Origin of the sequence: Bradyrhizobium sp. AZCC 2289, assembly GCF_036924615.1 — a bacterium.
GTDB lineage: Bacteria > Pseudomonadota > Alphaproteobacteria > Rhizobiales > Xanthobacteraceae > Bradyrhizobium.
Genome location: NZ_JAZHRY010000001.1, coordinates 4,245,736 through 4,267,688 on the forward strand (window position 1 = coordinate 4,245,736; position 21,953 = coordinate 4,267,688).

Consider the following 21,953-nt stretch of genomic DNA (forward strand, 5'->3'; position numbering starts at 1 on the left):
TTTGACGCGAACGCAATCAGGCGGGTGCGGTATCGCGGGACCGGTCGGAGGATGCGGCAGGGGCTGAGAGGGCGTTACCGAGCATGCTTTGCTTGTCACGGCGGCGTTGCACCGACGAAGGAATCCGCATCGCTTCGCGATATTTCGCAACGGTGCGGCGGGCGATATCAATGCCCGATTCGCGTAATCGTTCCACGATCGTATCATCGGAGAGGATCGCGGCGGGCGCTTCCGCATCGATCAATTGCTTGATGTGGTGGCGGACGGCCTCGGCCGAATGGGCCTCGCCGCCGTCGGCCGACGCAATCGAGGCGGTGAAGAAATATTTCAGTTCGAAACTGCCGCGATTGGTCGCCATGTATTTGTTGGCCGTCACCCGCGACACCGTCGATTCGTGCATCTGGATCGCGTCCGCTACCGCCTTGAGGTTGAGCGGCCGCAAATGCGCTACGCCATGAGTAAAGAAGCCGTCCTGCTGGCGCACGATTTCGGTCGCGACTTTCAGGATGGTGCGGGCGCGCTGATCGAGCGCGCGGACCAGCCAGGTCGCATTCTGCAGGCAATCGGTGAAGTAGGATTTGTCACCGTCCTTGCGAATCGTCTTCGACAGCTCGGTATAATAGACCTGATTGACCAGCACGCGCGGCAACGTATCGCTGTTGAGTTCGACATGCCAGCCGCCGTCGGGACCCGGCCGCACATACACGTCCGGCACCATGGTTTGCGTCCGCGCCGAGCCGAACTTCAAACCGGGTTTTGGATCGAGCCGGCGGATCTCGCCGATCATGTCGGTGATGTCTTCGTCGTCGACGCCGCAGAGTTTTCGTAAGCTGGCGATGTCGCGCTTGGCCAGGAGATCGAGATGCTCGACCAGCGCCTGCATGGCGGGGTCATAGCGGTTGAGTTCGCGCAGCTGGATCGCCAGGCACTCGCTCAAGCCCCGCGCGCAAACGCCGGGCGGATCGAATTTCTGCAGCACCGCGAGAACGGCATCGACGTCTTGCTGCGGCGCACCGAGCCGTTCGGCGGCCTGTCCGAGATCCGGCGGCAGATAGCCGGCGTCGTCGACCAGATCGATCAGATACTGCCCGATCATGCGCTGCGCCGGCTCGGTGAAAGCGACGGACAATTGCTCGGCGAGATGGCTGCCAAGGGTGACCTCGGCGGCGACAAAGGCCTCGAGATTGTAGTCGTCGTCGTTGGAGGCGCCGCCGCCCCATTCGGTATAGGCGGTCGGCGCCGCGTCCTGCGCGGCACGCGCGGCCGCCTCGGCGGGCTCCTCGGAGAATACGTTGTCGAGGCCCGTATCCAGCGTCTGCTCGATCTCGGTGCGGGTGCCGAGATCGCGGTTCATCCACTCTTCCTGGCCGGGCTCAAAGCTGTCGCCGACGGAGCCGCCGGCCATGCCCGCGGCATATTCGGCGCCGGAATCGTCGCCAAAACTGCCGGAATCGCCGGATTCGGAGAATTCCGCCCGTTCGTCGGCCCGCTCCTGGGTAGGTTCGCCGGCGACCGGCGCTTCCGGTCCGTCATTGGCGCGTTCCAGCAGCGGGTTCCGCTCCAGTTCCTCCTCGACAAACGCCGAAAGGTCGAGGTTCGACAGCTGCAGCAGCTTGATCGCCTGCATCAACTGCGGCGTCATCACCAGCGACTGCGACTGTCGGAACTCTAGTCTTTGCGTTAGCGCCATGGAGGCAAGAACCGTTCCCTGAAAGTTGGTCCGATTCTTGCTTATATTAGTCCGGAGCCGATGTACACGGCTTGACGAACGCTAAAAATGGGCTACAGGCGGAATTCCTCGCCAAGGTAAAGACGGCGTACATCCGGATTGTTGACGATCTCATCCGGACTTCCCTCGGTCAAGATTTCCCCGGCATAGACGATATAGGCACGGTCGGTGAGGCCGAGCGTTTCACGCACATTGTGGTCGGTGATCAGGACGCCGATGCCGCGATTGGTGAGGTGGCGGACCAGGTCCTGAATGTCGCCGACCGCGATCGGATCGATGCCGGCAAAGGGTTCGTCGAGCAGCATGTAATTGGGACGCGTGGCGAGCGCGCGCGCGATCTCGACGCGGCGGCGCTCACCGCCGGACAGCGCGATCGACGGCGTTTTACGCAAGCGCGTGATGTTGAATTCATCGAGCAGCGAATTCAGTTCGGCCTCGCGTTTTTTTCTGGAGGGCTCGACCACCTCCAGCACCGCGCGAATATTCTGCTCGACGGTGAGGCCGCGAAAGATCGAGGCTTCCTGCGGCAGATAGCCGATGCCGAGCCGCGCGCGCTGATACATCGGCAGCTTGGTGACGTCGTGGCCGTCGAGTTCGATGGCGCCGCGATCGGCCTTGATGAGGCCGGTGATCATGTAGAAAACCGTGGTCTTGCCGGCGCCATTGGGCCCAAGCAATCCGACCGCCTCGCCACGCCGGACATAGATGCTGACGCCACGCACGACCTGGCGGGTGCCGAAGCTCTTTTCCACGCTATGCACAGCCAGATAGCCCGGCCGCTTGATCAGGCGCGGCGCGGCGGCGCCGTTGGTCTTGCCGGCAGGCTTGCCGGGCTTGGGGCTGGGACGCGGGGCTTCCGCCCGGGGCCGTTCGGCTGCCGGCTGCGGGATCGGCAGATCCAGCCCGGGCACCGGTGCCGTACGCGCCATCGGCGGCGCGTCGCGCACCGGGCTCGTCAACATCTCGCCGAAGGAGTCGCCAAGCGCGGTGATGTCGTCGCGCGAGCGCGCAAATCCTGCCGGACCGCGTTTCGCAGGACGTCGACGGAAGATGCCGAGAATGTCCACCATCCCGCTTCGCTTAAGCCTTTCACGGTGATCCCGCGACCCATCCGCGGTGATTCGATTCGCTCGCGAACCATGAATTAATGGGCGCCCCTTGCCCAGCGATCAGCCTCAATCCCCTGCGGCGATACCCAACCAAGACCGGCTCAGTAGATACAGGCTCGCACCGCGCGCTTCAACCTCGCGACCCCAACATAGTATTTAAGTGATTGATCTTATTTCTGTTTATTTGAGCCGCCCGGGGCCGGCGGGACCGCGGGAAGCGGTGCTCCGGGTATTGCCGGCCCACCTTGGCCTGACGATTGGAACAGGCCCTGGACGCGTCCGCTGTCGGATTCCACCCGCGACACGCCCGTCGCCATGTCCACCTTCAGCCGGTCGCCACGCAACACATTCTTGCCTTGGGTCAGGACCACACCGCCGAGCATCGTGATCAGGTTTTCCTTGGTGTCGAAAATCGCGGTTTCGCCGGTCACCACTTGATCTTTCTGGGTCACGACCACGCTGCCTTTCGCCTCCAGCCGGCGTATCGACGAACTGCCGCCCGGGCCGGGGGTTGCCGACTGCATCGGAGCGGATTTCGTACCCTTCGAATTTGCCGGCGGCGTGGCTGATGACGAGCTTGAATCGTAGAACACCACCAGCGTTTTCGATGTCATGGTGGTATCGCCCTGCACCACCTTCACATTGCCGGCAAAGGTCGCTTCCTTTTTCTTGTCGCGCATCTCAAGCGAAGCGGCCTCGATCTGAATCGGCTGATCTCTGTTCTGCGAAAAGCCCTGCATCGCGTTGGGCACGCCCGACACTGCACCCTGCGCGCAGGCTTCGCCGCCGGCGATCAGCGCGAGTGCGAATGCCGCTACCGCAAAACTGCGCGAAGAAAACTTCATCTTGAAAATCATTTCGTATGGGACGGTTTGGCGGCAACCGACCGCGTCTTCGGCTGCGGCGCGGCAGGTTCAGGTGCAGCGGGTTCGTTAGCGGGCTGGCCGGACGCGCTATCGTCACCCAGCTTGTCCAGGTTCATCACGACATTGCCTTCGAACCGCACCACCTCGCCGCTGTTGAGAATCCTGAGTTTGTCTGATGTGAGCGTTCCGTTGAGCAATTTGACGTCGACATGTTCGTCCGACGTCACCGTGCCCTTGTTGATATCGACATAGGCCTGCGACATGCGGGCTTCATAGCCGGTGGAGGATTGCAGGAAGATATCTTTGCGCAGGTCCAGCATTTGCCGCTTGCTGTCGTAGTAGCCGGTGCGCGCGTCCATCGTAACCGTCGACTTGTCTTCCATCAAAACCTTGGCCCGCAACGTCTTGAGTTCGACGTGATCGGGATCGGTCAGATCCTGGATCGCGGCCTTGGCCCACATTTCGTAGGGCCGCTGGTCGGTCGAAAACCCGGCGAGATGCGGCGATTCCATCGTGACCTTGGTGCCGGATACCACGAGATTTCCGATGTCGACCGGCAGCTTGGGGAATTGCATGTTGTGGAACGGGTTGAGGACCGACGACACCAGCACGATGCCCGCGAGCGCCAGGACGACCGCCGCCGGAACCGCGATGCGCAACAGCCGCACCATCCGGCTGTGGCGCGCCGCGCGGGCAAAGCGCGCCTCCAGTCCGATCAGGTAGGCTGGGTTCTGTATCGAGTTCACCGCTGCTCCAAAGCGCGAGACGATCCCGCCATTGTACCCGGCATTGCCTGACAGTGCAGCCCGGACGTGGTCCCAGCAGTGTGACGGAAACGGGGCGGAAACGACCCTCGGCGGCCTTTCTAATGGTCACGGTTAGGAATGCGCGAAAATGTCCTCGGCCTCCCAGCCGTCCAGATCGAGCCTGGCCCGGGTCGGAAGGAATTCGAAACAGGCTTTTGCCAGTTCGGTGCGGCCCTCGCGCGCCAGCATGGCATCGAGCCGTTCGCGCAGGCCATGGAGATGCAGCACGTCGGAAGCAGCATAGGCCAGTTGCGCCTCGCTGAGAGCTGGCGAGCCCCAGTCGCTCGATTGCTGCTGCTTCGACAGGTCGATATTGAGCACCTCGCGCACCAGGTCTTTCAGGCCATGCCGATCGGTGTAGGTGCGGGTGAGGCGGGAGGCGATCTTGGTGCAGTAGACCGGCTGCGGCATCACGCCGAAGGCGTTGTAGAGTGCCGCGAGATCGAAGCGGGCGAAGTGAAAGATTTTTGTGATGTTCGGATTGCCGAGCAGCGCCTTCAGGTTCGGCGCGTCGGTGTGACCCTTCGGAATCTGGATCACATCGGCGCTGCCGTCGCCGTTCGACATCTGCACCACGCAGAGCCGGTCGCGATGCGGGTGCAACCCCATGGTCTCGGTATCGATCGCAACCGATTCCTTGTAGCGGGAGAGATCGGGCAGGTCGCCGCGATGCAGGCGGATGGTCATGAATTGAAGCCTCGTGTCTTTGGTCGATTCGACGCGAGACACTAGCGTCCAAAGCCCCGTGAGGCGAGCGGCGGGCACGCCCCGGACGCTATAAAACAGCCATATCGGCGCGATTTTCCGGCGGCGCGGCGGCTATTTGGCGCGAAGCTGGCCGATGGCGCTGAGCCGGTTCTCCATGTGGAAGGTTTTCGCGATCTTGCCGTCCCGGATGGTCTGGATATCGACGGCCATGATTCGAAAGCTTTTGCCGCTATGCGGCACGCCGAACAATTCGCCGGCGGGCGTGCCCGTCACTTCGCCGCGCACGATGACGCGGTCGCCCGCGACCAGCACTTCCTTGATGTCGAGTTTCATGTCCGGAATCGTGTTTGCGAAATTCGTGACCACCTTGATCGAGGTGTCGCGGCCCCAGCATTCGCCCGGCAGATAGCCGGCGCAGGATTCGTAATCCTCGGTCAGGATCTGTTCCTGAATGGCTTTGACGTCGCCGCGGCTGGCGACATTGAACAGGCTGTACCAGGGTGCGATGACGGCGGGGGCCGTTGGCTCGGTTAGAACAGTCACGATGTTTCCTTCTCCGTTGCCGCCGCACGCCGCCACAGCAGGGCCGCTGTGACGGCGATGAGCGCGAGTGCGATGGGGTGAAAGAGTGGCGGTGTCACACCGCCAAGCGACAGCACCGACATGTCGAATATCGGCAGCGCCACGGTGATCGTCACGAACCCGCGCAAACGGGTTGGGAGACCGGCGGCAGCGAGGACCTTTGTAATATGTATGCTGACCTACATATTATGAAGGTCGACATACCGATTTGCAACTGATATTTTTTTGCATGCCAAAGCTACTGATTCCAAAGGAAAAACACTGGCCGCCGCGGCGAAACTGTTGCGCCAGCAGGGCTATCACGGCACCGCACTGCACGACATTCTGGCCGCCGGAGGCTCGCCGCGCGGGTCGCTGTATTTCCATTTCCCCGGAGGCAAGGAGCAGATTCGGCGAGGCGGCGTTGACGCTGGCCGGCGAGGCCGTGCGCCAAGGCATCGCGAGGGCCGCCGAAGCGTCCGAGAGCGCCGAAGTCTTTCTGGTGCGGATCGTGCGCGGCATGACCGCGGACCTCGAACGCTCCGACTACCGGGAGGGCTGCCCGATTGCGACCACCGCACTGGAGACCTCCGCCCAGTCCGAGGTGCTTGGCGCTGCAACGCGCACCGCGTTTCAAAAATGGGAAAACGAAATCAAGCGCGGCCTGGAGCGCTTCGGCATGACGGCGGCGGAAGCCAATCTGTTTGCGACCATCGTGCTCAGCCAGGTCGAAGGCGCGCTGTTGCTGGCGCGGACCTATCGCGATCCGACGCCGCTGCACCGCGCCGAGCAGGCGCTGAAACTTCTCCTCACGTCATCGAAATAACAAGATCGCATCCGTTCGGAACCTTGCGCCGCATCCTTTCGGTACGTTGCGTTGGATCCTACAATCTCTTGCTTCTCGCCATTTTTCGCTCTCAACCATGCCGACGCGAAACTTTGCAGCGTGCCGGGCTCGTGAAATCGCGCGAGACCCACCCTATCTGTTGCGGGCAAGCACGGCATCCGCCGGCGATCCGCACCGCCGCTCTCTCCCGCCACAAAAAGAGTCTGCATGACCGAACAAACTTTGGCCACGCCAATCGACGACCAGCAGGAACAGGAACGCGGTTTTTCACGCTACCAGTCACTCCTCATTGCGCTGCTTGCGCTCGCGCAGTTCACGATCATTCTCGACTTCACCATCATGTCGCCGCTCGGCGCCATCCTGATGCCCGCACTTAATATTACCGCCGCCCAATTCGGCGTGGCGGTTTCGGCCTACGCGTTCAGCGCCGGGATTTCGGGCGTCCTGGCCGCCGGCTTCGCCGATCGATTCGACCGCAAGCGGCTTCTGCTGTTCTTCTATGTCGGCTTCACGCTGGGAACGCTGCTCTGCGCGCTGGCGCCGAACTATCATTTGCTTTTGCTCGGCCGAATCGCGACCGGCCTGTTCGGTGGCGTGATCGGCTCCGTCGTGCTCGCCATCGTCACCGACCTTTTTGCGCTACATTTGCGCGGCCGCGTGATGGGCTTCGTCCAAACCTCCTTCGCCGCCAGCCAGGTGCTCGGCATTCCGGCCGGCCTTTTTCTCGCCAATCATTGGAGCTGGCACACAGCTTTCGGAGCGATCGTCGGCCTGTCGATCGCGACCATGGCGGCCATCCTGTTGGTGATGCAGCCGGTGAACGCGCATCTGCGGCTCAAGCAGGACAAAAACGCCTTTCGGCACCTGATCGCGACGGTCGGACAGCCGCGCTATACGCTGGCCTTCGCGGTGACGACCCTGCTGGCAACCGGCGGGTTCATGCTGATGCCGTACGGCAGCGCCTACACCGTGCATAATCTCGGTATCGATATCCTGCACCTTCCGACGATCTACCTCGTCTCCGGCCTGTTCAGCATTTTCACCGGGCCGCTGGTCGGCCGGGCGAGCGACGCTTTCGGTAAGTTTCCCACCTTCATGTTCGGCAGCGCAGTGTCGGTGGTCATGGTGCTGATCTACACCCACCTCGGTCAGGTCACATTGACGACCGCGATCATCGTTAACGTCCTGATGTTCGTCGGCATCTTTTCGCGCATGATCCCGTCGCAGGCGCTGATCTCGGCGATACCCGACGCCAGTCAACGCGGCTCGTTCAGCGCGGTCAGCGCTTCCCTGCAGCAGTTCTCCGGCGGGCTCGGGTCCGTCTTCGCCGCAGCGATCATCGCGCAAAATCCGGACGGTTCGCTCCGGCATTTCGATTGGCTGGGCTACATCGTCGTCGCGACGTCGATCGTCTCGCTGATCACAATGTACTTTGTGCAGAAGCCGATCGCGAAGCGGACCGGCAGGCGATCTGTCTGAGACAGGGCATTGGGCTTGCGGCGGCGACCCGGTCGCCAAAAACGACGGCGGTCGTGACTCGCCGGGCGGCGGCACCATTCTGCGCGAATCCGCGCAAAATGGTGCCCAGGAAAGGACTCGAACCTTCACGGCCGTTAAGCCACTGGCACCTGAAGCCAGCGCGTCTACCAATTCCGCCACCTGGGCCCGGGCCGGTTACTAAGGACCGGTGGCGCGCTTGTCAAATTGGCAAACTGCGGTCCAAATGGTCTGTACAGCGCTGACATGATGGCGTATCGCGAATCCGCTAAATATGCCCATTATCGGCTGAATTTGACCCGCAGGAACTGACCTATGGCATCGAACCTGGAAACGCTCGTCACAGTCTTTGGCGGATCGGGTTTTATCGGGCGAAGCGTGGTGCGGGCGCTCTGCAAGCGCGAATACCGGGTCCGGGTGGCGGTGCGGCGGCCGGAACTGGCCGGGCATCTGCAGCCGCTCGGCCGGGTCGGCCAGATCCACGCCGTGCAGGCCAATCTGCGCTATCCGACGTCCGTCGAGGCCGCGATGCGCGATTCCCATGTCGCCATCAACCTGGTCGGCATTCTGGCCCCGGGCGGCGCGCAGACGTTCGACGCAGTGCAGGCCAGGGGCGCCGGCGCGGTGGCCAAGGCGGCGGCGGCCGCAGGCGCCCGGATGGTGCATGTTTCGGCGATCGGCGCCGACGAAAATTCGCTATCCGCTTACGCGCGCTCCAAGGCCGCCGGCGAACAGGCCGTGCGGTCGGCCGTGCCCTCCGCCACGATCCTGCGGCCCTCGGTGGTATTCGGGCCCGAGGATCAATTCACCAACCGTTTCGCCGCGCTCGCCCGCCTGTCGCCGGCTCTGCCCTTGATCGGCGGCGGCGTGAACAGGATGCAGCCGGTCTATGTCGGCGATGTTGCCCGCGCAGTTGCGGATGCAGTCGACGGCAAGGCCAAGGCTGGCGCGACCTACGAGCTCGGCGGGCCGGAAGTGCTGACCATGCGCGAGATCATGGAAATCATCCTGGATATCACCGAGCGCAAGCGCATGCTGATTCCGCTGCCGTTCGGTCTGGCCCAGCTCCAGGCGCTGTTCCTGCAGTTCGCGCCGGGCGCGCTGAAGCTGACGCCGGACCAGGTGGTGCTGTTGCGGTCCGACAATGTGGTCTCCGATGCGGCAAAGGCCGCGGGGCTGACGCTGGAAGGGCTCGGGATCGCGCCGGATTCGATGGAAGCGATCGCCCCGCAATATCTCTGGCGCTTCCGCGCCGCCGGGCAATTCCAGAGGAATGGCGCGTAATTTGGGCACGTCATCCCTGCGTAACGGCTTCGCCGTTATCGCTGGAGGTGCGAGCCTCTTCGGCGAGCCTCGAAGGATGACAAAGTCGGTGTGCGTGACTCATCCTTCGAGGCGCGCAAGAGCGCGCACCTCAGGATGACGCAGCGGAGTTCCTACCTGCCCATCGCCAGCGCGATCAGGCCGAGCGTGCCGACGATCACGCGCCACCACGCGAAGAACCTGAAGCCGTGGCGGGTGACGTAATTCAGGAACGTCTTCACCACGATCATCGCGGTGATGAACGAGACCACGAATCCGATCGCGATGATGCCCACGTGATCGGTCGTCATCTCGGCGCGGTTCTTGTAAAAATCATAGGCAAATGCGCCGACCATGGTCGGGATGGCCAGGAAGAACGAGAATTCCGCCGCCGCGCGCTTGTCCGCGCCCAGGAACATCGCCGCCACGATGCTGGCGCCGGAGCGCGACACGCCGGGAATCATGGCGAGGCACTGCGCAACGCCGATCCACAGATACATCAGCAGCGGAAATTTCGTGGCATCGTGTTCGTGCGGTTTGTGATCGAGCTGATCGACCCACAGCAGAATCGCGCCGCCGACAATCAGCGAAAAGCACACCACCCACGGATTGAACAGCACTTCCTTGATGTACTTGCCGACGATCAGGCCGATGATTACCGCCGGCAGGAACGCCACCAGCACGCCGATCACGAAGCGCCGGTCGGCGGGATTGGTGAACATGCCGAGCGCGATCTGCCACAATTTGGCGAAATAGATCACGACGATCGCGAGGATCGCGCCGAGCTGAATCAACACCGCAAAAGTCTGCCAGAAACTGCCTTCGCCGAGCCCGAAGAAGCGTTGCGCCAGCAGCAAATGTCCGGTCGAGGAAACCGGCAGAAATTCCGTGACACCCTCGATGATGCCAAGAATTACCGCCCTCAATGTATCCGACATCATGATGGGGTCCATTTTGACTGGAAAATCCGGGCTCTTCTCGCCTATTCCCCCTTTTGCTGCAATCGCAAAAAAACGGCAAACACAGGTTGCCTCGGGCGCTTGCTTGGCTATAGCGTTTTCGAGCGAGAGCCTGTCCCGGACTTGATCGGGGTGGATGCTGGTTCGCGTAAGGAAAACGCGTCAAAACTAAGGCTGGAGCCTCGGCCCTGATTCAAACAGAGTTGAACAAGCTCCAGTGTACCCCATTCGATACGCGGCCCGGCCCGGTTGAGGGTTTCTTAAGCGCCGCGAACTAACCCCAAGACTTACTAACCCAAGGACTTCATGTACACGCTGTTTCATCATCCGTTCTGCCCGCATTCGCGCTTCATTCGCCTGGTCCTTGGCGAATACGGCCTCGATCTGCGGCTGGTCGAGGAACGGGTCTGGGAACGGCGCGAAGCATTTCTCGCGCTTAATCCCGCGGCGACGACGCCGGTGCTGATCGCGGAGGGCTTCCCTCCTATTCCGGGCGCCGGGATCATTGCCGAATATCTCGACGAGGCGCACGGCCTGGAGGCGGGCGAACGGCGGCTGTTGCCGGCTTCGATGGCGGAGCGCGTCGAGGTGCGCCGGCTGATGGCGTGGTTCAACGATAAATTCTTCGAGGAGGCCTCCAATCCGCTGGTGACCGAGCGCATCTACAAGCGCTTCATGAGCGAAGAGTATGGCGGCGGCGCGCCGGCGGCGGAAGTGATCCGCGCGGCCAAGGTCAATGTGCGCTATCATCTGACCTATATCGGCTGGCTGGCGCGGACGCGGAATTATCTCGCCGGCGACCGGATCAGTTACGCGGACCTCGCCGCCGCGGCGCATCTTTCGGCGATCGATTATCTGGGCGACGTGCCATGGAGCGAGGACGACGCGGCAAAGGCGTGGTACGCGCGGGTGAAATCCCGCCCGTCGTTCCGCCCGCTCCTGAGCGAATGGCTGGCGGGCGTGCCGGCGTCGCGGACCTACGTGGACCTCGACTTCTGAACGAAACCGTCAAGCTTTCCCCGGCCGATCTGAAAACCGCGCTTGCGCGCCAGGCCCGTTCGCTCGGCTTCGATTGCATCGGCGTCACCGATCCGGAGGCAATCGCTGCCGCCGGAAAATACTTTCGCGAGTTCCTCGAGTCGGGTGGCCATGGTTCCATGGACTGGCTCGCCGCCAGCCCCGTGCGCCGCACCGATCCGCGCGTGCTGTGGCCCGGCGTTCGTTCGATCATCATGCTCGGCGTCAATTACGGGCCCGACGAAAATCCGCTGGAGATTCTTGAAAAACGCTCGTGCGGCGCGATCTCGGCCTATGCGCAAGGCGACGACTATCACGACGTGATCAAGAAGCGCCTGAAGGCGCTGGCGCGATGGCTGGTCGCGACAACGGGCGATGAGGTGAAAGTATTCGTCGATACCGCAGCGGTAATGGAAAAGCCGCTGGCGCAGGCGGCGGGCCTCGGCTGGCAGGGCAAGCACACCAATCTGGTGTCGCGTGAATTCGGCTCATGGCTGTTCCTGGGCGCGATCTTCACCGCCTCCGACCTGCCGCGCGATGAATCCGACATCGATCATTGCGGCTCATGCCAGGCTTGTCAGGATATCTGCCCGACCGCGGCGTTTCCCGCGCCCTACAAGCTCGACGCGCGGCGCTGCATTTCCTATCTCACGATCGAGAACAAGGGCCCGATCCCGCACGAATTCCGCAAAGCGATCGGCAACCGCATCTATGGCTGCGACGATTGCCTGGCCGTGTGTCCGTGGAACAAGTTCGCGCAGCGGGGGCGCGAAGCCAAACTTGCCGCGCGCGAACAATTGCGTGCGCCACAGCTTTCGGAATTGGCACGGCTCGACGACACGGCGTTTCGTGCGCTGTTTGCGAAATCACCGGTCAAGCGCATCGGCCGCGATCGCTTTATTCGCAATGTGCTGATTGCGATCGGCAACTCGAACCAGGCCGCCCTGGCGCTTGAGGCCGAACGATTGCTCGGCGACGAAAGTCCGCTGGTCCGTGGTGCTGCGGTATGGGCGCTGTCGCAATTGCTGGCGCGCGAGAAGTTCGACGCGTTGGCGGCGAAGACGCTTGGCACCGAGGCCGATGACAGCGTGCGAGAGGAATGGCAGCTCATCCACTGCCAGTCCCTCATCCTGAGGAGCGCGCTTTGCGCGCGTCTCGAAGGATGAGAGCCGGGCTCTCATGGTTCGAGACGGCGCTGCGCGCCTCCTCACCATGAGGATCAGCACCCTTGATTTCATCGCGCAAATTCCGCCATGGTCGCGCGCCATGAAAAATCAGCCTTTCTTCACCAAAGACCGCGACGCCTTCATCCCCACGTTCGTCGCGAACGGGCCGTGGGACCCCAACTCGCTGCACGGCCGCGTCATCATCGGCCTGCTGGCCTTCGAGATCGAACAGCGCCACGGCTCGGACGATTTCGTGCCGGTGCGATTGACGGTCGACATGTTTCGCCTGCCGAAAATGGCGCCGATCGAGGTCAAGACAAGAATCATCCGTGACGGGATGCGCATCAAGGTGATCGAGGCCGAGTTCTTCTCCGGCGGCACCAGCATGGCGCGCGCTTCCTGCCAGTTATTGCGCAAGACGGAAAATGCGCCGGGCAATGTGTGGTCGCCGCCGAACTGGGACGTGCCGCGGCCGGCGGACATTGCCAAACCCACCGATCCCAGGCTCGGCATGAACGGCAAATGGACCACGCGGCCGATCGCAGGCCACATGGGTTCGCTCGGGCCGCGCCGGCTATGGATGAGCGAAGTGCGCGAACTCGTCGAAGGCGTGCCGGTGACGCCGTTCGTGCATGTCGCCACCGGCGCCGATTTCGCCAGCCCCTTCGCCAATGCCGGCGATCAGGGCCTCGGCTACATCAACAGCGACGTGACGATCTATCTGCATCGCCTGCCGGTGACGAACTGGATCGGGTTCGAGGTGGTGAACCATCATGCCACCGATGGCATCGCGATCGGAGAGTGCTGGCTCTATGACGAAAAGGGCCCGATCGGCACGTCGACGGTCGCAGCCCTTGCGCAACGCAAGCCGATGACAAATCCGCCGCCGCCGTAACGATGCTTCGTCATTCCGGGGCATCGCGCAGCGATGAACCCGGAATGACGGGCCGCTAAGTGAGATGCCGCCCCATCTCGGGCCGAGCCTTCAGCGCCGCGCCCTGTTTCGCAGCGATCCTGACGATGCGCTCGGGCGCAAAGTTCATGTCGACGAAGCCGGGCACCGTGTTGGCGACCTCGTGATATGTCGCGATCTTGCCGTCGCGCAGCGTCATGATCGCGACCCCCTCGAACATCGCGCGCGCCCCATTGGCTTCCGGCAACGTCGAACGATAGCTGAACGTGTAGCGCGCATAGAGGGTATGGCCGTCGCTGACCGGCGCGTGCATGTCCCAGCGAAAATCGGTCGCCGTGCGATAGAACCAGTCGTCGATCATTTCAGCTATGTTGGCGCGGCCTGCGAACGCGCCGTAGAACACATCGTGATAGACGCCATCCTCGGTGAACAATTCCGAAAACGCCTTGCCGTTGCGCTGTTCGACGGCATCGCAGAACGCGCGGAGCATGGTCGGAATGTGCATGGTGTATCCTCGGTTACAGCGAGCCGTGTCTTCCTTCCCCTCTCCCCTTGTGGGAGAGGGTGGCGCCTCACGAAGTGAGGCGACGGGTGAGGGGTCCGTCTCCGCAACTGCGGTGTCCGCGGAGAGATACCTCTCATCCGGCGCCATAGCCGATGCAAAGCATCGGCGTTCGAAGAGACGGCGGCCGGAAGGCCGCCTATGCCACCTTCTCCCACAAGGGGAGAAGGGAAGAAGATCTACCCCATCTCCGCCACCGCCGCGATGATCCGCGCGATGTCCTGCGGGCGCGACAGGCGGTGGTCGCCGTCCTGGATCATGGTCAGCACCACGTCTTCGCTCGGCAGCCGGTGCACCAGCGCGAAGGCGTGCTGCCACGGCACGTCCGGATCCTGCGCGCCCTGCAGGATGCGGACCGGACATCCAACCTCGATGGCGCTGCCGAGCAGCAAATGGTTGCGGCCCTCCTCGATCAGTGCGCGGGTGATCGGATACGGCGCGCCATCGCCGTAAGCCGACGGCCGCTGCCACACCCCCTTGGTCCGGATCTCCTCGCGAATGTCCTCCGAAAAGCCGTTCCACATCAATTGTTCGGTGAAGTCGGGCGCCGGCGCGATCAGCACCAGCCCGGCCAGCGAGGCGTGGCTTGGCTCGCGCCTGGCGATTTCGCGTGCCAGCAGCAGCGCCATCCAGCCACCCATCGATGAGCCGATCACGACCTGCGGACCTCGGCAGAACCGCTCGAATACCGCGACGCTCTCTTCCAGCCAGCGCCCGATGGTGCCGTAGATGAAGGCACCCCCGGATTCGCCGTGACCGGAATAATCGAACCGGACGCAGGCGCGGCCCTGCTCGGCAGCCCACGCATCCAGCGCCAGCGCCTTAGTGCCCTTCATGTCGGAATTGAAACCGCCGAGCCAGAACAGCCCGGGGCCGGACCCGGCGCGGGCGCGCACCGCGATCCGGCGCCCGCCGTCATCCTTCCCCACCTCAATGAAGGCCGGTTCCTTATCGATTACCGCCGAATTGGTCATGGTTTAGCTACTCTTGCTCGACTCTTGCCCGTTGCTTTTTCGATGAGCACACGCCATCGATTAACGGATCCCGATGGCGGTCTGTCCTTGCGGAACATCCCGTCGCGCTATATTTGCCCGGCGTGACCAAAATGCCTCGCATTTGACGGTTTTCGCGCGTAAGCCGCGAGTTCGCTTGCCCGTCGACGCGTATTGCTTCAAACTATAGCCTTCCTTCACAACTTTGGAGAGTTACCCATTCGCCGTCCCAACAGAGCCCCGCCCACCGCATCAAAAGATGGGCCGCGCACCAATGATGAAATCCGCAACGCGCAGATCCAGCTGATCGATCAGAACGGCACCAACCACGGAACGGTCGAAACCGTGGTCGCCGTCAAGATGGCCCTTGAAGCGGGCATGGATCTTGTCGAGATTTCGCCGAACAACAATCCTCCCGTTTGCAAGATCATGGACTACGGGAAGTTCAAATATTCCGCGCAGAAGAAAGCCGCCGAAGCCCGCAAGAAGCAGAAGGTCGTCGAGATCAAGGAGATCAAGCTGCGGCCGATGATCGACGATCACGATTACGACGTGAAGATGCGCGCGATGCAGCGGTTCTTCGAGGAAGGCGACAAGGTCAAGATCACCTTGCGCTACCGTGGCCGCGAAATGGCGCACCAGGAGATCGGCACCAAGCTTTTGGACAAGGTCAAGGCCGACGTCGCCGAATACGCCAAGGTCGAGCAGGACGCGCGTTTCGAAGGCCGCCAGGTCGTCATGGTGCTGGCGCCGCGCTGATTCGAATCCGTGATTGCTGGAAATAACAACGGCCCGTCAGATCATCTGGCGGGCCGGTTTCGTTTGCGGATCAGCTCCGCGTGGCCTGCCAGGTGCCGCTGCAGCGATCACCGGTAATGATGCCGCTCCACCAACCGGCGCCGCTATTGCCGACGAGCCGGCCGCCGCCGCTGGCCCGGGAAGCCCCAACCGATACGCTGACGGCGACGCCTCCGCCGCGGCTGATTGAACCCGAAACCCTGCCGCCGCCTGCCGATGTGACCCGGCTGCCCCTCACCGTGAACGGGACGCTATAGCCCGAACTGCAATTGCCTCGCGTGGTGGCGAAGACTGTGTTCCAGATACCGTCATAGGCACCCACCACGGTGGCGCGCCTGGTTCTCGTCGCCGCGTCAGCGGTAGCCGGTGCCGCACCCGCGGCAAGGGCCGCGATTAACGGTAGCCATCGCAGGGCACGCAGGTTGGAGAAGGTAGCAAATCGAGCAATCGATCGATCAAAATTGGTCATTTTCTTACGGTTCCGGGCTGAGGAAATAGAGATATCAGAGACTACGTCACAGCAGAGGGTCCCGCGGTTCATCGTTGCCAATTCGCTCTTGGTCTGCCATAAGCCCAGCCTTCATCGCCCGGCTGATCAAGGGCTGCCGTGTCGATGTCCATGCGGGCTGTCTCATTTCGGAAATAGCCAAGCATTTTCAACGCTCTAACGAGCATTTTCGCCGCAAAAGCGCCCCTCGGGCGCGTCTTTTGTGCGGCAACAGGAGAGCCAAATGCCCAAGCTGAAGACCAAGTCAGGCGCTAAAAAGCGCTTCAAGGTGACTGCCACCGGCAAAGTAATGGCCGCCCAACGCGGCAAGCGCCACGGCATGATCAAGCGGACGAAGAAGCAGATTCGTCAGCTCCGCGGCACCCGCGTGCTGTTCAAGACCGACGGCGACAACATCAAGAAGTATTTCTTGCCGAACGCCTGATCGTTCTTGCGATCCCATTGAGCCGGCCGCGTCCGCGCGGCAATCCGTCACCGAATTTTCAGATCAAGGATAACAGTCATGTCTCGCGTCAAACGCGGTGTGACCTCTCACGCCAGGCACAAGAAAGTCTACAAGGCCGCCAAGGGTTTCTCCGGCCGCCGCAAGAATACCATTCGCGCGGCCAAGGCCGCCGTCGAAAAGGCCGGGCAATATGCCTTCCGCGACCGCAAGCGCAAGAAACGGACCTTCCGCGCGCTCTGGATCCAGCGCATCAATGCCGCGGTGCGTCCGTTCGGCATGACCTACAGCGTCTTTATCAACGGCCTCTCCAAATCGGGAATCACGGTCGACCGCAAGGTGCTGTCGGATCTCGCGATCACCGAGCCGGCGGCGTTCCAGGCGATCGCTGAAAAGGCCAAGGCCGCGCTGGCGGCCTAAGGCACTGGCGGCCTGAGGCAACAGCGCTACCGGGGCTTCAACGGCCTCGCGGCTTTCAGCGCCCGCTGCGAGTAGCGCTGGGCGACTTCCGCCCGGCAAAAGGCCGTGAACGAGCGATACATGGTGCCGGACTCGTTCTGGTACTTTCGATCGCAAACGTCCATCTCGCGCTGATAGGCCCGTTTTTGCGGTGCCTTGAGGCGGCTCAGGAAATCGCCCTCGCATTTCTTCTCGACCGCGGCGCCGAGATGGATATCGCCGCTGGTGCTGTATGCGCAGTCCTGAAACAGCTTCATCGCCCGCTCGCATCCCGGCGTGGTGTTGATCGCGCCGATGGTCTCCTCGAGGGTCATCGATTTGCCGAGACAGATCGAGGCGAGCGCGGGACCGGCGCTGAACGACAAAATGACGGCCAGAACGGCTACCGAGGGACCAAAACGCATCGCGCACTCCTTGATCGAACTCATCTTGGTAGGGCGCCCGGGATAAGGGTTCAAACGCGCCGGATCGCCGGCTTCCTGTTACAGGCTTTTTGCTTGACGTTTTGGCCCGGGAGCGGCGACAACCGGTCGCCTTTTGCAGAGAGATTTTGACCGTGTCCGACCTCGCAACCCTCGAACAAACCATTCTCACCGAAATCGCCGCCGCCGGCGACGAGGCCGCGCTGGAAGCCGTGCGCGTTGCGGCGCTCGGCAAGAAGGGCTCGATCTCCGCGCTGCTGTCGACGCTCGGCAAGATGTCGCCGGACGAGCGCAAGACGCAGGGCGCCGCGATCAACCTCGCCAAGGACAAGGTCACGCAGGCGCTGACCGCGCGCCGCGATATCCTGAAATCGGCGGCACTGGACGCCCGCCTTGCCTCCGAGACCATCGACGTCACGCTGCCACTGCGCGACGCCCCGGCCGAGCAGGGCCGGATCCATCCGCTCAGCCAGGTCTTCGAAGAGGTCAACGTCATCTTCGCCGACATGGGATTTTCGATCGCCGAAGGACCGGACATCGAAACCGACGACTACAACTTCACGAAACTGAATTTCCCCGAGGGCCATCCGGCGCGGGAGATGCACGACACTTTCTTCTTCAATCCTGGGGAAGACGGTTCGCGCATGCTGTTGCGCACCCACACCTCGCCGGTGCAGGTGCGTACCATGCTCACCCAGAAGCCGCCGATCCGCATCATCTGTCCGGGCCGCACCTATCGCATCGATTCGGATGCCACCCACACGCCGCAATTTCATCAGGTCGAAGGCCTGGTGATCGACAAGGGCTCGCATCTCGGCCACCTCAAATGGATTTTGCACGAGTTCTGCAAGGCGTTCTTCGAGATCGATCACATCAACATGCGGTTCCGGCCGTCGTTCTTTCCGTTCACCGAGCCGTCGCTCGAGGTGGATATCCAGTGCCGCCGCGACAAGGGCGAAATTCGTTTCGGCGAAGGCGAGGACTGGCTGGAGATTCTCGGCTGCGGCATGGTGCATCCGAGCGTGCTGCGCGCCTGCGGCATCGATCCCGACGTCTATCAGGGCTTTGCCTGGGGCATGGGCATCGACCGCATCGCGATGCTGAAATACGGCATGTCCGATCTGCGACAGCTGTTCGACAGCGACGTGCGCTGGCTCTCCCATTACGGCTTCAAGCCGCTCGATGTCCCGACGCTGGCGGGAGGGTTGAGTTCGTGAGTCTCGTCGAGACCGCGATGGCGGAGAGAGCCCCCACCCTACCCTCTCCCGCAAGCGGGAGAGGGAATGGACTGCCGTCGGGTCGAAAAGCTTTCATCACAATCGCGGGTACGACCACTCCATCCGCCCGAGAGGTCGGACTCCCTCTCCCGCTTGCGGGGGAGGGCTGGGGTGGGGGTCTCTCCGCATCGGAGGTCTCAATGGGCGACGAGAAAGAACCTACGTGGAGAGTATCTTCTCAATCGCGCTCAAACGCGCGCGAGCTCAGAAAGAAATCCACCGACGCTGAACGAATTCTCTGGTCAGAACTGCGCGATCACCGGCTGAACGGCGCCGGCTTCCGGCGCCAGGTACCGATCAAAAACTACATCGCCGACTTCGTGTGTCATGCAGCAAAGCTGGTGGTCGAGCTCGACGGCGGGCAGCATTTTTCCGATCAAGCCGAGCGTGCCGATGCGACTCGTTCGGCCGTGATTGAGGCCAGAGGGTTTCAGGTTCTTCGCTTCAGCAATCTCGACGTGATGACAAATCGCACCGGCGTGCTCGAAACAATTGCCACCGCGCTCGCGGAGAGAGCCCCCACCCTGACCCTCCCCCGCAAGCGGGAGAGGGGACAAGAGAAGCAAAGACCATGAAATTCACGCTCTCCTGGCTGAAAGAACATCTCGACACCGACGAGCCGCTGGAAAAGCTCGCCGACAAGCTCACCATGATCGGGCTCGAGGTCGAGCGTATCGAGGACAAGGCGAAGCAGCTTTCGCCGTTCAGCATCGCGCGCGTGATCTCCGCCGAGCAGCATCCGAACGCCGATCGCCTGCGCGTCTGCATGGTCGATACCGGCGACGGCGGCGCACCGGTGCAAGTCGTCTGCGGCGCGCCGAATGCGCGTGCCGGCCTCATCAGCGTGTTCTCGGCTCCCGGCACCTTCATTCCCGGCAAGAACATCACGCTCGGTGTCGGCACCATCAGGGGCGTCGAGAGCCGCGGCATGCTGTGCTCGGCCGCCGAACTGCAAATCTCGGAAGACCATGACGGCATCATGGAACTGCCGGCCGATGCGCCGATCGGCAAAGGCTATGCGGAATGGGCCGGGCTCGGCGATCCCATGCTCGAGATCAATCTGACGCCGAACCGGCAGGACTGCACCGGCGTGCACGGCATCGCGCGCGATCTAAGCGCCGCCGATATGGGCAAGTTCAGGGACCCCGGCATCAAGCAGATCAAGGGTGAATTCCCCTGCCCGGTGAAGGTGACGGTCGAGGACGCCACGCTGTGCCCGGGCTTTGCACTGCGGCTGGTGCGCGGCGTCAAGAACGGCCCCTCGCCCGAGTGGCTGCAGAAGCGCCTGACCTCGATCGGATTGCGGCCGATCAATGCGCTGGTCGATATCACCAACTTCATGACCTACGACCGGGCCCGTCCCTTGCATGTGTTCGATGCCAGGAAAGTGACGGGCAATCTCACCGTGCGCCGCGCGCGCGACGGCGAGACCCTGCTGGCGCTGGATGGCCGCACCTACACGCTCGACAGCGGGGTCTGCGTCATCGCCGACGAACACGGCGTCGAATCGCTGGCCGGCATCATGGGCGGCGAAGCCTCCGGCTGCGACGAGAACACGACAGACGTGCTGATCGAATCGGCGCTGTGGAACGAAATCAACATCGCCCAGTCGGGCCGCAAGCTCGGCATCAATTCGGACGCCCGCTATCGGTTCGAACGTGGCGTCGACCCGGCCTTCATGGTGCCGGGGCTGGAGATGGCAACCCGGCTGGTGCTGGAATTGTGCGGCGGCACGCCGTCGGAGAACGTCGTCGTCGGCAATCCCTTCGGCGAAGACCGCGTGATCGATTTCCCGCTCGCCGAGGTCAAGCGCCTCGCCGGAATCGAGGTGCCGTTCCCCGAAGTGCGGCGCATCCTCGGCCATCTCGGCTTCATGGTGGCCGGCAGCGGCCCGATGGTGAAGGTCGCGATACCGTCGTGGCGCACCGACGTTCACGGCAAGGCCGATATCGTCGAGGAGATCGTGCGGATCGTCGGTGTCGACAAGGTGCCGATGAAGCCGTTCGATCGCGGCGACGCACCGCGCAAGCCGGTGCTCACCACGATCCAGCTCCGCACCCGCCGCGCCAAGCGCGGGCTCGCCGCGCGCGGCATGGTCGAGGCGGTGACGTGGTCGTTCATCTCGAAACCATCAGCCGAATTGTTCGGCGGCGGCCAAGCCGAACTCGCGCTGGCCAACCCGATCGCATCGGATCTCTCGGACATGCGGCCGAGCCTGCTGCCGGGTCTGGTCGCAGCCGCGCAGGTAAATGCCAATCGCGGCTCGTCCGACGTCGCGCTGTTCGAGGTCGGGCAGGTCTTCAAGGGCGACAAGCCCGAGAATCAACTGGTCGCGGCTGCCGGCGTGCGCCACGGCTTTGCGTCCGGCAAGGGCATGGGGCGGCATTGGTCGGGTTCGGCCATGGCGGATGCGCTCGACGCCAAGGCCGATGCGTTTGCGGTGCTCGCTGCCGCGGGCGCGCCGATGCAGGCACTGCAAATCGTGCCCGGCGGGCCCGGCTGGCTGCATCCGGGCCGTTCCGGCACGATCCAGATCGGTCCGCAAAACGTGCTTGGATATTTCGGCGAGCTGCATCCGCGCGCGCTGGAGGCACTCGGCGCCGATGGTCCGCTGATCGCGTTCGAAGTGATCCTCGACCGCGTTCCCGACGCCAAGCAGCGGCCGACCCGCGCCAAGCCGGTGCTTGAACTCTCCGCATTCCAGCCGGTGTCGCGGGATTTCGCCTTCATCGTCGATCGCGGCGTCAAGGCCGGCGACATCGCGCGCGCGGCGCAGGGTGTCGACAAGAAGCTGGTCACGGATGTCACGGTGTTCGACGTCTACGAGGGCAAGGGCATCGATGAGGCCAAAAAATCGATCGCGATTGCGGTGATCATCCAGCCGCGCGAAAAGACGTTGACCGATCAGGAGATCGACGCGGTCGCCGCGAAGATCGTCGCTGAAGTCACGAAGAAGACGGGCGGAACATTGCGGGGATGATGCGGAAACGTGTGGAGCGGCGATAACATCATG

At 62.8% G+C, this 21,953-nt stretch carries 24 protein-coding genes, 1 tRNA gene and 1 pseudogene; 13 read left to right on the forward strand and 13 right to left on the reverse strand.

Annotated elements, in window-relative coordinates:
• Window positions 1-16: 16 nt before the first annotated feature.
• The 7 genes from rpoN to V1289_RS20220 form a co-directional block, all read right to left on the reverse strand.
• A complete protein-coding gene (gene rpoN, locus V1289_RS20190; RefSeq protein ID WP_334398515.1) occupies window positions 17-1,690 on the reverse strand; it encodes an RNA polymerase factor sigma-54 in 1,674 nt (557 codons plus the stop codon).
• Window positions 1,691-1,782: 92 nt separating this feature from the next.
• Complete coding sequence (gene lptB / locus V1289_RS20195) at window positions 1,783-2,799, reverse strand: LPS export ABC transporter ATP-binding protein (RefSeq protein WP_334398516.1); 1,017 nt, start codon at window positions 2,797-2,799, stop codon at window positions 1,783-1,785.
• A 209-nt stretch (window positions 2,800-3,008) separates the two neighbouring features.
• Window positions 3,009-3,683: an LptA/OstA family protein gene (locus V1289_RS20200; RefSeq protein ID WP_442896037.1), complete on the reverse strand. Its 675-nt coding sequence runs from the start codon at window positions 3,681-3,683 to the stop codon at window positions 3,009-3,011.
• A gap of 8 nt (window positions 3,684-3,691) precedes the next feature.
• Window positions 3,692-4,450, reverse strand: a complete 759-nt coding sequence (lptC, locus tag V1289_RS20205) for an LPS export ABC transporter periplasmic protein LptC (RefSeq protein ID WP_334398518.1) — start codon at window positions 4,448-4,450, stop codon at window positions 3,692-3,694.
• A gap of 132 nt (window positions 4,451-4,582) precedes the next feature.
• Window positions 4,583-5,197, reverse strand: a complete 615-nt coding sequence (locus tag V1289_RS20210; protein ID WP_334398520.1) for a ribonuclease D — start codon at window positions 5,195-5,197, stop codon at window positions 4,583-4,585.
• A gap of 132 nt (window positions 5,198-5,329) precedes the next feature.
• Entirely contained in the window at window positions 5,330-5,761 is a 432-nt protein-coding gene (locus V1289_RS20215; protein WP_334398521.1) for an ester cyclase, read from the reverse strand.
• Complete coding sequence (locus V1289_RS20220) at window positions 5,758-5,916, reverse strand: hypothetical protein (RefSeq protein ID WP_334398522.1); 159 nt, start codon at window positions 5,914-5,916, stop codon at window positions 5,758-5,760. Before V1289_RS20220 ends, V1289_RS20215 begins: the two co-directional genes overlap by 4 nt.
• Window positions 5,917-6,025: 109 nt before the next feature.
• On the opposite strand from V1289_RS20220, the pseudogene V1289_RS49775 reads away from it, so the two are divergent.
• The 3 genes and pseudogenes from V1289_RS49775 to V1289_RS20230 form a co-directional block, all read left to right on the forward strand.
• Window positions 6,026-6,178, forward strand: a pseudogene (locus V1289_RS49775) (TetR/AcrR family transcriptional regulator); the annotation flags it as partial.
• Window positions 6,179-6,203: 25 nt separating this feature from the next.
• Window positions 6,204-6,605 (forward strand): LmrA/YxaF family transcription factor, encoded by a 402-nt coding sequence (locus tag V1289_RS20225; RefSeq protein ID WP_334398524.1) that lies wholly within the window; start codon window positions 6,204-6,206, stop codon window positions 6,603-6,605.
• Between the two features lie 228 nt (window positions 6,606-6,833).
• Window positions 6,834-8,105: an MFS transporter gene (locus V1289_RS20230; protein WP_334398525.1), complete on the forward strand. Its 1,272-nt coding sequence runs from the start codon at window positions 6,834-6,836 to the stop codon at window positions 8,103-8,105.
• A gap of 99 nt (window positions 8,106-8,204) precedes the next feature.
• On the opposite strand, the gene V1289_RS20235 is transcribed toward V1289_RS20230, so the two are convergent.
• Window positions 8,205-8,291 (reverse strand) — tRNA-Leu (locus V1289_RS20235).
• A 147-nt stretch (window positions 8,292-8,438) separates the two neighbouring features.
• Between V1289_RS20235 and V1289_RS20240 the strand changes: the two genes are divergently transcribed.
• A complete protein-coding gene (locus V1289_RS20240; protein ID WP_334398526.1) occupies window positions 8,439-9,407 on the forward strand; it encodes a complex I NDUFA9 subunit family protein in 969 nt (322 codons plus the stop codon).
• Window positions 9,408-9,559: 152 nt separating this feature from the next.
• Here the strand turns inward: V1289_RS20240 and V1289_RS20245 are convergent, their stop codons facing one another.
• Window positions 9,560-10,366, reverse strand: a complete 807-nt coding sequence (locus V1289_RS20245) for an undecaprenyl-diphosphate phosphatase (RefSeq protein ID WP_334398527.1) — start codon at window positions 10,364-10,366, stop codon at window positions 9,560-9,562.
• A gap of 324 nt (window positions 10,367-10,690) precedes the next feature.
• Between V1289_RS20245 and V1289_RS20250 the strand changes: the two genes are divergently transcribed.
• From V1289_RS20250 to V1289_RS20260, 3 genes are all read left to right on the forward strand, one after another.
• On the forward strand, window positions 10,691-11,383 hold the full coding sequence (locus tag V1289_RS20250) for a glutathione S-transferase family protein (protein WP_334398528.1): 693 nt from the start codon (window positions 10,691-10,693) through the stop codon (window positions 11,381-11,383).
• On the forward strand, window positions 11,332-12,567 hold the full coding sequence (gene queG / locus V1289_RS20255; RefSeq protein WP_334398529.1) for a tRNA epoxyqueuosine(34) reductase QueG: 1,236 nt from the start codon (window positions 11,332-11,334) through the stop codon (window positions 12,565-12,567). Before V1289_RS20250 ends, queG begins: the two co-directional genes overlap by 52 nt.
• Before the next feature lie 100 nt (window positions 12,568-12,667).
• On the forward strand, window positions 12,668-13,462 hold the full coding sequence (locus tag V1289_RS20260; RefSeq protein ID WP_334398530.1) for an acyl-CoA thioesterase domain-containing protein: 795 nt from the start codon (window positions 12,668-12,670) through the stop codon (window positions 13,460-13,462).
• Between the two features lie 55 nt (window positions 13,463-13,517).
• Here V1289_RS20260 and V1289_RS20265 read toward each other — a convergent pair whose 3' ends face one another.
• Entirely contained in the window at window positions 13,518-13,985 is a 468-nt protein-coding gene (locus V1289_RS20265; protein WP_334398531.1) for a nuclear transport factor 2 family protein, read from the reverse strand.
• Window positions 13,986-14,221: 236 nt separating this feature from the next.
• Window positions 14,222-15,016, reverse strand: a complete 795-nt coding sequence (locus V1289_RS20270) for an alpha/beta hydrolase (protein ID WP_334398532.1) — start codon at window positions 15,014-15,016, stop codon at window positions 14,222-14,224.
• A gap of 237 nt (window positions 15,017-15,253) precedes the next feature.
• On the opposite strand from V1289_RS20270, the gene infC reads away from it, so the two are divergent.
• Window positions 15,254-15,793 carry a translation initiation factor IF-3 gene (gene infC / locus V1289_RS20275; RefSeq protein ID WP_074272152.1) on the forward strand — a complete coding sequence of 180 codons (540 nt, stop codon included), beginning with the start codon at window positions 15,254-15,256 and terminating at the stop codon, window positions 15,791-15,793.
• 70 nt (window positions 15,794-15,863) lie between these two features.
• On the opposite strand, the gene V1289_RS20280 is transcribed toward infC, so the two are convergent.
• Window positions 15,864-16,301 carry a hypothetical protein gene (locus V1289_RS20280; protein ID WP_334398533.1) on the reverse strand — a complete coding sequence of 146 codons (438 nt, stop codon included), beginning with the start codon at window positions 16,299-16,301 and terminating at the stop codon, window positions 15,864-15,866.
• Window positions 16,302-16,563: 262 nt separating this feature from the next.
• Here V1289_RS20280 and rpmI point away from each other — a divergent pair, with 262 nt between their 5' ends.
• Both rpmI and rplT read left to right on the forward strand, forming a co-directional pair.
• Window positions 16,564-16,764 (forward strand): 50S ribosomal protein L35, encoded by a 201-nt coding sequence (gene rpmI / locus V1289_RS20285; RefSeq protein ID WP_100415670.1) that lies wholly within the window; start codon window positions 16,564-16,566, stop codon window positions 16,762-16,764.
• A gap of 78 nt (window positions 16,765-16,842) precedes the next feature.
• Window positions 16,843-17,202, forward strand: coding sequence for a 50S ribosomal protein L20 (gene rplT, locus V1289_RS20290; RefSeq protein WP_309180845.1), 360 nt, complete (start codon window positions 16,843-16,845; stop codon window positions 17,200-17,202).
• A 26-nt stretch (window positions 17,203-17,228) separates the two neighbouring features.
• Here rplT and V1289_RS20295 read toward each other — a convergent pair whose 3' ends face one another.
• Window positions 17,229-17,645: a hypothetical protein gene (locus V1289_RS20295; RefSeq protein WP_334398534.1), complete on the reverse strand. Its 417-nt coding sequence runs from the start codon at window positions 17,643-17,645 to the stop codon at window positions 17,229-17,231.
• A gap of 152 nt (window positions 17,646-17,797) precedes the next feature.
• Between V1289_RS20295 and pheS the strand changes: the two genes are divergently transcribed.
• The 3 genes from pheS (at window position 17,798) to pheT (ending at window position 21,920) form a co-directional block, all read left to right on the forward strand.
• On the forward strand, window positions 17,798-18,880 hold the full coding sequence (gene pheS / locus V1289_RS20300) for a phenylalanine--tRNA ligase subunit alpha (protein ID WP_334398535.1): 1,083 nt from the start codon (window positions 17,798-17,800) through the stop codon (window positions 18,878-18,880).
• Window positions 18,881-19,080: 200 nt separating this feature from the next.
• Complete coding sequence (locus tag V1289_RS20305; RefSeq protein WP_334398536.1) at window positions 19,081-19,515, forward strand: endonuclease domain-containing protein; 435 nt, start codon at window positions 19,081-19,083, stop codon at window positions 19,513-19,515.
• Window positions 19,512-21,920, forward strand: a complete 2,409-nt coding sequence (pheT, locus tag V1289_RS20310; RefSeq protein ID WP_334398537.1) for a phenylalanine--tRNA ligase subunit beta — start codon at window positions 19,512-19,514, stop codon at window positions 21,918-21,920. Before V1289_RS20305 ends, pheT begins: the two co-directional genes overlap by 4 nt.
• Window positions 21,921-21,953: the final 33 nt, after the last annotated feature.